Here is a 12,202-nt window from a genome sequence, read left to right as displayed (position 1 = left end):
ACGTGTGTGCCGGGCATGGCGCGTTACTATGTCGGTGAAAGTCCGGCAGCCAGGTTTTCGTAGAGCCGAAGGCTAGGGAAACGGCAAGGGCGTTGTCGCGAGGCAGGGTCTGGAAGAAGCCGAACCCAAAGCTGCGGGGCGATGAACAAGAACTGGATATGAGGCGTGATACATCCGGGGCGAGCGGGCACGTGACCGCGAAGCCCTCGGCTTTGGCATCCTGCGTCGCCCTACCTCCTGCATCCCTGCAGTCGTCCATCTACGATCGGGATGTGTTTTGTAAATCCGGCGTTCGCGCAGCGAAAGAAACGTGTCTTACCCCGGGAGGTCTCCAAACTGCTTTTGGAATGAAGCTGGACGACCAGCAACGAGTCGCTGGCTTTGATTGTGGGCGTTTTGCAAGCGAGGAAGAATTGGCAGTTCTCCGCGCGGAGATGTCTTCGGTTGGCCCGACTATGAGACCAACCGGCCTATACAAGAATTAGGCTGACGTTTCGCTTGCCGCCAGATCGACGGTATCAGTTGTCCTGACCTGCGATGGAAAGAAGGCGCTAAAACGTGCCAAGACAGTGTACGGTGGTACCGTCGTTGATCTAAAGAGATGGAACGCCGGAGAGTCGCTTGCTACGTTTATTCGGGCTGAGCTGTCCAAATGATGGCTAGCAAGGCACTCAACCGGAGCGCGGTTATAATACAGTTTTGTTTTTTCAGCTTCCCGCACCGCGCCCGGTTAGCTCTACGTTAGATACCGCTATGAATGAAGAAAACTTCAGGCTTTACGTGGATAGGGAAATATCTCACTATTAAACAATGGAAGAGGCAAAAGAAGCGGCAAAGTTATTTATGCCCAAAAAGGCTGAGCTGCGAATTGAGATATTGATGGAGATAAATATAAGTGAAGCAGGTTGGTGGGCATACAACTATGAAACAAAGGAATGGAGTTATGTCAGAAGAAGATAGCTGGGAGGAGCTTTGGGACGCCCGAGTCAAAGGAATGGAGCAATCTTTCGGGCCACATGATGAAACTGTGCTGCATGGAACCATTCCATTTCATCTGGGGCAAGACCTTGGTGGAAACCCAGATGTGGTGATGTTTTCAAAATACACAGATGGAAGGCTCTATGTAACGGCTGATCTAATAGGCTCAGAGCAGGCTCCAAACTCCGCTGGTAACTATGAACTAGCCGTAGTTCATAAAGGCGATGAAAGCTGGGGAGTGAACATCATCTGTCAACTGGCTTATTACACCCTTGAGAACCCAATAGACGATGGAGAAACAATGAGTATCGGATCAGCTACGCCTGAAGGTTCGTCAATTGAGGCGTTTCTTTTTCGCCGAATTGCAGAGTTTAATGTTCAAGACATCAAAGCCAATGTAATTTGCTGCATCGGCATCACCAGCCCCGAACTAGCTTATAAGCAAAAAAATGGCTCTGCGGCTCTTGTAAAGAAACTCGGTAACGAGTTTCTTCTTACCGATCTCTATCGTGCATCAAAAATATGATGCATAACCCTGCAGTCAACCGGACTACCTGCAAGCTGCGCTTGCTGATTCGCTGCGGGCTTCGCCCGCCGCCGCCCTACTTCAACTCAAACGTTACGCATCATGTCTGAGTCACGCGAGCCCACATCGAAAGTCCTCTTTCGAGTGCCAAACGAAAACGGGACGGCCGAAGTGGAATCGCTTTGGGCCTATGACCTTGGCAACGACCGGTATAAGATCGACAACTTGCCTTTCTTTGCGTATTCGGTTTCTCTACACGACATCGTCTTGGCTCCACTCAACTCTGTGGAAGGCATGGCAACGTTTGAGCGCGTCTTGTCGAAATCCGGCAACCGTACCATTCGAGTCATCTTCAATCCACCAGTATCCGAAGGCAATGAATCAAAAGCATTGCTTGATACTCTTATCTTGCTTGGCGTTGAGTACGAGGGCGCAAACCCCACCTACATTGTCCTCAACCTTCCACCCGCAGTCGACTTTGACGTCGTAGTGCAGCGCCTTACGGCTGCTGATGTCCAGTGGGAACACGCTGACCCTACTTATGACGAGTTGCATCCAAATGCCGCATAACCTTGCAGTCGAGCGGACCTGCGCAAAAAGCCGCGCAGGCCGCCTACTTCCACGCTAGAACAACACACTATGCACCTTATAAAGTTTGCACTGATCTGCTTTATTGCTGTGGCTCTGGGTGGCTGCTTTGGCTTGGTTCCAGGTTCGCGGGAGTATCAGCCTCTACTACAGTGGGAGGCAGGCTTCTATCAACAGGCACGGCGTGATGTTTTCCCGAAACAAGTCCGAGAACAGCCAACCCCCTTCCGCGACGCACTTGTTGCTTGGGCAGGTGTAATCACTGCAATCGAATACAAAGGGGACGGTGCTTCAAAGGCCGTCCGCATCACGGCACGGCACCATTACTTTGACTGGATTGAGGATGCAGGGGCTCAACGGGAGAGATTCTTCCTCTCCCCTAGGGAGGCCGTCGTAAAACCCCAGTTTTTCGTTCCAACCCTCAAAAACCGGCCCTATTTTCCTGGACCAGCCGAGATCCGTGGTGGGTTGCGGGCAAATGCCAAAAATGCAATATGCGCGCAAACCAGCCCGCCATCCAGCGCAGCCATTGATATAGAACGCTAAAAATGGCAACAGCCAAGGCGCGACCCAGGTTGTATGCCATGGCATGCAAGGCGAACTCGACTTTGACGCCGGCCAAGCCCTTGCGGCGAAAGCGGTTTAAACCCTGCCGGCCCCGGAGCTGACTAAAAACGGGTTCCACCATCGCTTGGCGCTGCCGGTAGCGCTGGCGCGGTTCGGGCTGGGTCATTTTCCGGCGCAGGGCGTCTTTTTGGTCATCGCTGGCATAGCGCTTGAGTGTGCGACCGCCCTTGCCACGGATACATTGGCTTTTCAGCGGGCAATCGTTACAGGCGTCACAGGTGTAGACGGTATAAGCCCGGCCGCGTTTGCCGCCGTTGCAGGTGTGATGCGGGGTCAGCCGTTGTTGGTTCGGGCACAGATAGCTATCATCGTCGGTTTGATAGATGAAGCGGCTTTTGGGGATTTGTTTGTCCGATTGTTTGTTCCAGTCTTCGCCTAGGCTTTGGCCTTCTGGACAGAGCAGTTCGATGCCGCGTTGCTCGGTCGCGTCCAGGATGCCGTCGCTGAAAAAACCAGAGTCGAACAGGGCGGTTTCGACCAGGCCCAGGGCTTGGGCGCGATCCAATAAGGCCGGGATGACTTCGGTTTCGCTGGAGGGATGCACGTCGCAAGCGACGATGACCCGGCTATCGTTGGCCAATACCGTTGGCTTGTAACTGCCACGGAAGTCCTTGGAATTCTTTTGCGGTTGCAACACCGCCTCCGGTTCGTTGCTTTGCACTTGAGTCTTGGCGGGGTCCTTGCCCTTGGCGGCCTGTTTTTGCTGACGCGCCGTGAGCTCGACTTGCGCCTGTTCCAGCACGTTCAATCGCTGCGCAGCGGCGGTATCGCTTGGATGGGCCCGTACCGTTTCCTGTGCTTGGACCAAGGCTTGCTGGAGCGCTTCTTCCCGCATCAATTGAAACCGCGAGGACATGGCTTCGATGATAGTGCCGTCGCCGGCCAGCGTGGTCGTCCCGGAGCCGGTGACTTTCAAGACCTGACGGGTCACGCCATCGAAAAACTCGGTCGTCAACAGGGTTTCGTGTTGACGCACAAACCGGCCGATGACCGAATGATCCGGCATGATGCCGCCGCTCAACCACCAGCAACCCACGTCGGACCGGGCCAAGCGCTCCAGATCGCGCAAACTGCTCAAGCCTTGCAAAATCCCATACAGAATGATGCCGACCATCGCCCGCGGCGCATACGGCGGACGCCCGCCGGGCTGGTAACGGACTTCAAAGTCCGCGAAGGACAACGATTCCAACAGAGGACGCAATTTCAGCGGCGTGGTTAAGCCGGTCTGTTGCAGATGTTCGCGCAACGGCTTGCCATTGATCGACAATCCGCGTGGATCGGGGGCTTCGAAACGGATGTAGGGCTTTCCAGAGGCGGATGGGGCGATAGACTCGGGCACCTCTTCAATCACGACGTCATCGAATAGCGAAGATTGCCGGCTGCTACACAAGGTTTTGACGGGTCTACTGATCGATTCGGCTGTCACGACTGATTTCCGGCGGGTTGGCGTGCGGATATTTTATCGTATCTCGTGTGGGCTAGCTTTTACGACAGCCTCCATCAAAAGCAGTCATCGCAAAACTACACCGGCACGGTGACTTCACAAGATCCAACGACCCAAGATGCGGTGACACCGCGCGTCGGGATCCTGTGGCAACCGCAAAGTTGGCTCAGCCTTTACGCCAACTATGTTGAAGGTTTTGGCGCCAACTCCGGCAGAGCTTATGTCAGTCCAGGTATCAGTAAAACAATTGACCCAACCAGTGCTACTCAATATGAAGGAGGCGTAAAAACCGAGTTCTTCGACGGTCGTTTGCGTGCAACTTTGGCGTATTACGACTTAACCAAAACAAATCTCGCTTCAACCGATCCGAATGTGTCGCATATATGTGGTGGCGGACCCTGCCAACTTGCAGTTGGTGAAGTGCACAACCGAGGTCCAGAACTGGATATTCAAGGCGAAATCTTGCCGGGCTGGAGTGCGATAGCCACTTACTCGTATACGGACACCACTATCAGCAAAACCAATCCGGAAAATGAAGCATTTTTGGGCTTGTATCCGGTCGGGACTCGCTATTGGGGCGTACCGCGCAATACCGCCAGCCTTTTCAGTACTTATGAATTTCAGAGCGACACACTGAAAGGCTTCAAATTGGGTGGCGGAGTTAATCTGCAAAGCAGTCAATTGACGTGCTGTCTCGCGCCGCAATTTACGATCCCTGGCTATGCAACCGTTGATTTGCTGGCGGCCTACAGTATCAAGGTTGGAAAAACCAAAGTCAGTGCTCAGTTGAATGTGAATAACTTATTGGATAAATATTATTTCACCGGCGCCGGTTTTGACAGTCCAAGCATCATGTTTCCAACCTTCGGTCAACCACGATTTTTTATGGGATCAATCAGCATTCAATATTAGACCTAGCAAAACGGAACGCCACGTTGGTCCCGCCCTTGGAAGACGGCGGGCGTTCTGCGCCATAGTATGCCGGCAGCTAGCAAACAACAGCACCGCGGACATCGATTGCGAATCGGCGTATCTCGTTGGCGCGGCGACAATTTGCGGTGTACCATGCGTCGAGAATTCACGCATTCACTAGCCGCATCCATCCCAACCCATGAACGACTTGGCAAGGCACAGGGTTCAGTGCCTGATAGAAACCCACCAGAAGGATTTGCAGGCCATGTTGCGGCGGCGCCTGGATTGTCCGCAGGATGCCGCCGACGTGGCCCAGGAAGCCTATCGGCGCCTGTTGAAGATCATCCCCGCTCAAGACATCCAAAGCCCCAAGGCCCTGCTGTTTCATATCGCCGGCCAATTAGCCGTCAACGTACTGAACCGCCGGGACTGGCACGACGCCAAACACGACGGCGACGCGGCACTCGAGGAGCAAACCAGCCGGGACCACAATCCCGAACAACAATTAAGCCTGTCGCAAACTCAAGCCGTGATCCGCGCCGCAATCGACGCCATGCCGCCGCGCCGGCGCGAAGCCTTCGTACTGCATCGCTTTCATAATCACACCTACCCGCAAATTGCCGACATCCTTGGCATTTCGGTCGCTATGGTGGAAAAGCACGTCAGCGCCGGCCTGCTGACTTGTCGGCAGTACCTGCAAGATGCCGGCTTGCTGGAACCATGACATGAATCGCCACGGCATTTTAGCGACGCGCAATGACTCGACGGCGGCCGGCAATGTCTGACCACCCCAGCGCGCCATCGCCAGCCGAGGCCGCCAGCGTTTGGTTTGCCCGACTGCGTTCGCCGGGTTGCTGCGCGGCGGACCGGCTGGAATTCCAGCGCTGGCTAGCCGCCGATCCGCACCACCGCCACGAATATCAAACCCTGGAAACGCTGTGGCAAGCCATGAGTCCGTTGCAGTCGGTCTATGCAGGTCCGCTGAGCCGTAAACCCGTCCGCCGCGCCGCCGCCAACCGTTTTTATCCTGTCGGTATCGCGGCGGCGCTGCTGTTGGCGGTTGGCCTTCTCTGGCGAAGCCCTTATTTCGGCGAGCACTATCAACACTACCATACCGACATCGGCGAACGGCTCAGCGTGACCTTGGCCGACGGCAGTTTGTTGGAATTGAACACCGCGACCGACGTCACGGTTCGATACGGCAAAGGCCGGCGCGAGTTGGAACTCGAACGCGGCGAACTGTTCGCGCAAGTCGCCCACCAACCCTGGCGACCTTTCGTGGTCAAGGCCGACGGCGGCGAAACTCGCGACATCGGCACCCAATTCGCAGTGTATCGAGGTCCGGAATCCACCACGGTCAGCGTGTTCGAAGGCGAAGTGGAAGTCCGCTCCGGCGCGGATGCCCAAGCGCTCGCCACCTCCTCGCTGCGCAGCGGCGAGCAACTGGCCTATAGCGCATCCGGGCGCCAATCCGCACCGATCGCCATCGACATTGAAGCCCGTCAAGCCTGGCGGCGCGGCGAAATCATCTGGCGCGACCAAAGCTTGGCCCAGGTGGCCGCCGAAATCGAGCGCTACCATCCAGTCCGCATCCAACTGGCCTCGCCCGGACTGGCCAGCCAACGCATCAGCGGCGTGTTCAAGGCCGACGACCTGAACGGCATCGTCTCCGCCATCGCCGCGTTGCTGAACGCCGAGGCGCGCCGGCCATCGCCGGAGGTCGTGGTATTTACCGAAAACCGACAACGCTTGTAACCGCTTAACGCAAAGCGCAATTTTGCCTCTCGGCGGAATTCAATTTTAGCGATCGCAATTTCAGAGGCGGACGTCGAATCGGTAGTGGTGTTCGCGCTGCTTTATTTAAAGCAGAGTTGGATGGCAAATAATGGCATGGACTGGTTTCAGCGAAGGTTGGATAATGCGGTTTATCAGCGATAAGAAGGGCCGTTCGTCACCGACGAACATCCGGCGTTTTCAGACCTCGTGAATCCACTTTGGATATAATTGTCATGACAACGTCTGACGGCTATACTGCTCTCCTCTGTGTATAGGAGGCATTATGGCTATTCAATCGACTCGCACCACCAAACTTGACCTGCGATTATCGCCCGAAGCCAAGCAGACCTTGAGCGCGGCAGCCCAGGCAGCCCATTGCTCGGTCAGTCAGTTTGTATTGGCGAGTGCCTTGGCACGCGCCGCCGAAACGCTTACCGAGCGACAACGCTTTGAACTCAATGCCGAGCAATGGGAAAAATTTATGTCCGCGCTCGATGCGCCGCCACAACTTGTACCCCAGATTCAACGCTTGCTTCGCGAGCCGAGCCCCTTTGATCTGCCGACGACCGAATGACGGGGTTTCGGATTGAGAAGCTACGGCGCGATCATCCCGTTGATCGCTTTACCTGTGGGCACGAGGAGCTTGACCGCTTTCTGATTCGCTATGCCCTCGGCAACCAGCAAGCCAACGCTTCGCAAACGTATGTCGGTCTACATGACCAGGACGTCATTGGCTTCTACAGCCTGGTTGTGGGCGAAGTCGCTTTTAACGATGCGCCGGAGCGCTTGACCAAAGGCTTAGCCCGTCACCCTGTGCCGGTCATGTTGTTAGCGCGGCTGGCCGTGAGCACCGCCTGGCAAGGCCGTAAGATTGGTTCAGGCCTGTTAAAAGACGCGATGCTGCGCACGTTGCAGGCTGCCGACATTGGCGGTATTCGTGCTTTTGCGGTTCACGCCAAGGACTCCCCCGCAAAACGGTTCTACGAGCGGTTTGGTTTTGCCCCCTCACCGACAGATTCATTGCACCTCTACCGTCTCATCAAGGATTTGCGCCGTTCTCTCGAACAGTAACAACGTATTCCGATTAAAACCGCCAGTCGTTCCGATCGCAAAGCCGCCACGGGTTACAATTCAAACCCCGCCAGATTTTGAATGTCTGTGATCGGCCAATAAGCGACATTCAATTATTTCATCAAATGGGCAGTTGCTAGCCATAAAGCTGTCAAACAAGGTCGATTTATGAATAGACTTTGTGAGTTTAAAATCGCAAACTATAGCTACATGTTTTTTAGGGGGCAATCTGCAGATATTTCTGCTTACCCGCATGAATCAGAAATGTTTAATAAAAGCTAGAAAGCAAAAGAGATAAGAGAGTGTATTTTTGAAAACTTTACAACTTCAGCCACTATGGATTCAGCGGTTATTTGTTAACCTAGTGGAGATGCTTAATGTTCTTCAGAAAATTTAAAAAATATAAACCGTGAAGTTATTCAGGTTTTTTGATTCTAACAGGTTAGTGCAAAACTATTTTTCAGTCTTAAGAGAAATTATATTTAGTGCAGGCAAAACATAACTGACTACTAGATATTGATTAAATTCTGAAATATTGTTTTTAGCTAACCAAATAATGAACAGTAATTGTATTCAGTGATATATTGATCATTATTTCCGTATAATTATTAAATGCTTACATTGCAACATAAAAAAATGATTTCAAAAAAAGTATTGTTCTTGCTGTTGTTTGGATTTGGATGTTCTAAGCAACATATCAATTCACAATATGCTGCAAATGACTATAGTCAAAATAAATATAAGTACTATTCACAAGCACAGCCAAACAGTACATTGAAGAGCGCTATTTCACCAGTCAGTATCGATAGATGGGAAAGTATTCTTCCTTTGAATCGTTATGAAAGGACAGCAACATGGATGCTGGATAAATCGACTGATCTTTCAAAACAAGCAACAGTGCTATTGAAAAATGGAGCAGATGAATCAGTATTGAATTTATTAGTACAATCCATGACGCTATCAATTTATGGTTCAGAGTTAACTACAAATGAAGATAAATCAAAGCTTGCCGATGCACAAGCAGCCATGAGAAGTGCCTTGGAAAGCAAAGGGGTTGATTTTAAAATAATAGCATCATCACTTGATAATCTGAAAATTGCTTTTAAACGTGAAATTCAATACATACTTGAAGCCGAACCAGTCACAATCGAAGGAGCTAACCAGTATTTTGACACAAAACTAATACCGAACTGCAGTGCTGATGGAATTTGTAATTCTTTTGTTTTAGAAATAAAAAATAAATCTGATAAAAATATCGAGTTAAACTGGAACAAAACACTTTATATTCATAACGGCCAAACCTCTGGTGGTTTTATGTTTGAAGGTGTTCTTTATGCTGAAAGAAACAATCCAAAATCGCCGGATATCCTTTTTTCAAAAAGTACTTTTTTAAAGGAAATATACCCAAATAATCTTGTTGAATATGTTTCAGGAAGGCACGGTAGTTGGAATAATAAAGTTTTCCCATTAGGTGAGAACGGTATATTTTTGACTTTGGTAATAGATGATAAAGAAGTTACACAAAAACTTACTACACGGGTACTTGAACGACAGGTTGTAGTTAATGTGCCATAATCTTTGAAGAAAAAAATCAAAATAATATTTTAAGATATGAGGAATACGTTGATCTATGTTGTCGTATTTAGCGTTTTAACTAATTCAATAACTTGTTTAGAATCTTTATTTTTCGATCCAGATTATATTCTCTAATTTTGTTAACTAAAAATATAAGTAGCCAGATAGCAATTACTATGAAAATGATAGAAAAAGCAACCTCTGAATATGCTCCTGAAAAGTAATGAAAATTTTGAATCAATGAATAAATTGAGGTTTTTCTAATTATAAGATAAAAAATGCACCAAATAAAACCCATAACTGATGCGAACAACAAAAGGTTAGAAATTGGTGATCTGGCTTCATTTTTTGCCCTTTCCCAATCATGTTTAAGCAAAAGCGAAATTTTCGTTTCCAAAACGGTGAAACGTTCATAATTTGGCTCGGAGCATAGTTCGGTTATGCACGTTAATATTTGCTTATCTAAGATATGATTGGGGTCTGGATTCAGACTAAGCTTTAAATAAGTTGATGTCATCCTTGTTTTATTTAGACGTTCTCCATTTAATTTTGGCAAATTCACTGCTTCACTCAATAAGCACATCGTTTCCTTTATCTTCTCCCTCCATTTGGCTCTTTCTTCAGTTATGTATTTAAGTGCAATCGTTTCTTGATGCGATTTTCTGGTAAAAAAAACAGTTACTAGTGCTGCTAAAACACTAGAGCTTAAAAATATTGTTACAATATTAACTATTTCCAATTATTATATCCCTAAGGCATTACTTAAGTTAAAAAAATATTATGCTTTAAAACAGCAAAAGATCTGATAGATAATTAACTCAATAGCGACAAAAATAATTCATTTATAACGACTTATAGTATGTACGAAAAGTACTTATAAAATAGAATTGCTTTTTATAATTGAATTGGAGAAATGTAAAATTTATTGCCTTACTTTCACTATCATTAACAGATTAGTGAAAAACCATGCACTAGACAATAAATTTAACTGAAAGAATTTTTTACTTAGTGCCAAATCTAACCTTGCAGCGCTAAATATAGTGCTATATTGATTGCAAAAAATAGTTTTTCACCAACCTGTTAACAGGTTGTTGAAAAAATGAACTTATCCGTTAGCCAGGTACTATATACAGTACAAATCATAGATGTAGACCGCTATATCTAGTGATGGAAAATTTGATTTTTGCAAAAATCAACAGCCTGTTAAAGACTTATTTATTTCTTAGGCAGGTTACCTAATTATAAAATTTAGGGCGAAAATATTTAAATCAACAGCACAGCTGTTTCAATCCACTAACTATATAACACACTCAAGGCATTAAAACTCACCTACGATATCGATAAGGATCTGAATAAGAAACGCTACTCACTCTGCCATCCATAAAGGTTATCATTATTTGACTAACCGTGTTTGCAAGAACTTTATATTCCAAATGATTATAGGTCCAAACATCAATTTTATTTGCTCCCATATAGCTTGTATGTGTCGAATCTGGCTTTCCATAGCGTTCGACAATAGTATTTTGAGAAAATCCAACCAAATTTGGCCGTTCCTTTGCTAAATTTTCTAATTTTGGGGTAATCGCGCAAGCCGATAATGTAAATGCGATGAAAATATAATATACTAAGGTCAGTCTCATTTAATCTCCATTTTGATTGAGTAATTACCTGTATGGGTTCTTAGATTGGTTCAATCTCTACAACCCCCTGTAAGCCCGCGTAGATCCGATTAGCTACCCCGGAATCTTAACTTCGAATTGTGCAATTCGCAAGCTAACCGCACCAATATACTGAATGGCAACTTAGGAACCCATTTCTGTCACCGCAATTTACACCTCATCTGACAACAATGGGTCGATCTCGCTCATTGCGCCCACGCCGTTGCTCCGTCGGAGCGCCAACGCTATCCACCAAAACTTCGACGAACCTTACCGGCACCGTAACTTGTCGATCGCGGCGCTTGGCGAGGCGAGCGTCGGCGCGACGGACCCGGAGCTACAGGTTGCCGAGCCAGAAGGTTGCCACCGATCTGGCGGATTCTTGCTCGATCCTTCGCGGTTGGGGCGAATCGAAGCTGTTCAGGGTCTTTATCACTCGACGAGTTACCATTACAACACCGAACAATCCATTGCGGACACGGACCGAGAACATCGAGCGACGCCTGATCAACAGGCAAGCTTCTAATGCAAACACCGAGTGACGCGTGTTTAACAGCGGCGCTCCGCAACTCGACACCGGACATCCGCCGATGAACAGGCGACGATCTCGATTAAACATCGAGCCGTCGCTGATTAACAGGCAGCCGTCTCTGCCAAACAGCGGCGCGTGTCCGATCAACAGTGGCGCTTGCGTGTTAAACAAGCGGCGCCCACTGTCCATATTAGAAGACCGCGTGTTCAGCGTGAAGGTCTACACCTTCGTCGCGGAACCCTGGATGTTTAATTGGCGACACTGCGTGTTGAGATAAGAACGCTGCCGGTATCAACGGCAACATAGCCTGTCGCGACGACACCGCTGCCGATCGAACGCGGACACCTGACTGCTCAAACCGCACTGCGGCGGGTTTCGATGGGAACGGTGCGATTTATCGGCGGCACCGGCAATGAAGGTCATGCAAGCCCGGAATTATTTCCCCATCAAGACGGTGTCGTAAAAGTCGAAACAGAACCCTCTCCCGCAAGGAGAGGGGCTTTTACGACACCCTC

Annotated in this window: 12 protein-coding genes; 8 read left to right on the top strand and 4 right to left on the bottom strand. The window is 49.2% G+C overall.

The features are described 5' to 3' along the window. The first annotated feature begins 943 nt into the window (after positions 1-943). The gene (locus tag BJL95_RS16215; RefSeq protein WP_175463736.1) at positions 944-1,504 is read left to right on the top strand and encodes a suppressor of fused domain protein; all 561 of its coding nucleotides are present in this window, start codon (positions 944-946) and stop codon (positions 1,502-1,504) included. A 102-nt stretch (positions 1,505-1,606) separates the two neighbouring features. Beyond that, positions 1,607-2,074, top strand: a complete 468-nt coding sequence (locus BJL95_RS16210; RefSeq protein ID WP_071159406.1) for a DUF4265 domain-containing protein — start codon at positions 1,607-1,609, stop codon at positions 2,072-2,074. Between the two features lie 439 nt (positions 2,075-2,513). Here the strand turns inward: BJL95_RS16210 and BJL95_RS16205 are convergent, their stop codons facing one another. After that, positions 2,514-4,145, bottom strand: a complete 1,632-nt coding sequence (locus BJL95_RS16205; protein WP_175463649.1) for an IS1182 family transposase — start codon at positions 4,143-4,145, stop codon at positions 2,514-2,516. Positions 4,146-4,190: 45 nt separating this feature from the next. On the opposite strand from BJL95_RS16205, the gene BJL95_RS24110 reads away from it, so the two are divergent. The 6 genes from BJL95_RS24110 (at position 4,191) to BJL95_RS24780 (ending at position 9,497) form a co-directional block, all read left to right on the top strand. Then, entirely contained in the window at positions 4,191-5,075 is an 885-nt protein-coding gene (locus BJL95_RS24110) for a TonB-dependent siderophore receptor (protein WP_254786689.1), read from the top strand. 199 nt (positions 5,076-5,274) lie between these two features. Then, the gene (locus BJL95_RS16195) at positions 5,275-5,799 is read left to right on the top strand and encodes an RNA polymerase sigma factor (RefSeq protein WP_083385665.1); all 525 of its coding nucleotides are present in this window, start codon (positions 5,275-5,277) and stop codon (positions 5,797-5,799) included. Positions 5,800-5,852: 53 nt separating this feature from the next. Continuing rightward, entirely contained in the window at positions 5,853-6,830 is a 978-nt protein-coding gene (locus BJL95_RS16190) for a FecR domain-containing protein (protein ID WP_071155993.1), read from the top strand. A gap of 304 nt (positions 6,831-7,134) precedes the next feature. Then, complete coding sequence (locus tag BJL95_RS16185) at positions 7,135-7,425, top strand: DUF1778 domain-containing protein (protein WP_071155995.1); 291 nt, start codon at positions 7,135-7,137, stop codon at positions 7,423-7,425. Continuing rightward, the gene (locus BJL95_RS16180) at positions 7,422-7,922 is read left to right on the top strand and encodes a GNAT family N-acetyltransferase (RefSeq protein ID WP_071155997.1); all 501 of its coding nucleotides are present in this window, start codon (positions 7,422-7,424) and stop codon (positions 7,920-7,922) included. The genes BJL95_RS16185 and BJL95_RS16180 overlap by 4 nt, the downstream gene beginning before the upstream one ends. Positions 7,923-8,534: 612 nt before the next feature. Beyond that, the gene (locus BJL95_RS24780; RefSeq protein ID WP_139306138.1) at positions 8,535-9,497 is read left to right on the top strand and encodes a hypothetical protein; all 963 of its coding nucleotides are present in this window, start codon (positions 8,535-8,537) and stop codon (positions 9,495-9,497) included. Between the two features lie 79 nt (positions 9,498-9,576). Here BJL95_RS24780 and BJL95_RS24105 read toward each other — a convergent pair whose 3' ends face one another. The 3 genes from BJL95_RS24105 to BJL95_RS16170 form a co-directional block, all read right to left on the bottom strand. Next, positions 9,577-10,236 carry a hypothetical protein gene (locus BJL95_RS24105; protein ID WP_083385669.1) on the bottom strand — a complete coding sequence of 220 codons (660 nt, stop codon included), beginning with the start codon at positions 10,234-10,236 and terminating at the stop codon, positions 9,577-9,579. Between the two features lie 586 nt (positions 10,237-10,822). Beyond that, on the bottom strand, positions 10,823-11,137 hold the full coding sequence (locus tag BJL95_RS24775) for a hypothetical protein (protein ID WP_139306139.1): 315 nt from the start codon (positions 11,135-11,137) through the stop codon (positions 10,823-10,825). Between the two features lie 355 nt (positions 11,138-11,492). After that, positions 11,493-11,858 (bottom strand): hypothetical protein, encoded by a 366-nt coding sequence (locus tag BJL95_RS16170; protein WP_139306140.1) that lies wholly within the window; start codon positions 11,856-11,858, stop codon positions 11,493-11,495. Positions 11,859-12,202: the final 344 nt, after the last annotated feature.

It is taken from the genome of Methylomonas sp. LWB, assembly GCF_001856095.1.
GTDB lineage: Bacteria > Pseudomonadota > Gammaproteobacteria > Methylococcales > Methylomonadaceae > Methylomonas > Methylomonas koyamae_A.
This window is presented reverse-complemented; position numbering and strand designations above follow the sequence as displayed.

Excerpts from the sequence above, each read along its gene's own strand:
- BJL95_RS16215 (WP_175463736.1), top strand. The coding sequence starts at position 944 with ATGTCAGAAGAAGATAGCTGGGAGGAGCTTTGGGACGCCCGAGTCAAA.
- BJL95_RS16210 (WP_071159406.1), top strand. The coding sequence starts at position 1,607 with ATGTCTGAGTCACGCGAGCCCACATCGAAAGTCCTCTTTCGAGTGCCA.
- BJL95_RS16195 (WP_083385665.1), top strand. The coding sequence starts at position 5,275 with ATGAACGACTTGGCAAGGCACAGGGTTCAGTGCCTGATAGAAACCCAC.
- BJL95_RS16190 (WP_071155993.1), top strand. The coding sequence starts at position 5,853 with ATGTCTGACCACCCCAGCGCGCCATCGCCAGCCGAGGCCGCCAGCGTT.
- BJL95_RS16185 (WP_071155995.1), top strand. The coding sequence starts at position 7,135 with ATGGCTATTCAATCGACTCGCACCACCAAACTTGACCTGCGATTATCG.
- BJL95_RS16180 (WP_071155997.1), top strand. The coding sequence starts at position 7,422 with ATGACGGGGTTTCGGATTGAGAAGCTACGGCGCGATCATCCCGTTGAT.
- BJL95_RS24780 (WP_139306138.1), top strand. The coding sequence starts at position 8,535 with ATGCTTACATTGCAACATAAAAAAATGATTTCAAAAAAAGTATTGTTC.
- BJL95_RS24775 (WP_139306139.1), bottom strand. The coding sequence starts at position 11,137 with ATGAGACTGACCTTAGTATATTATATTTTCATCGCATTTACATTATCG.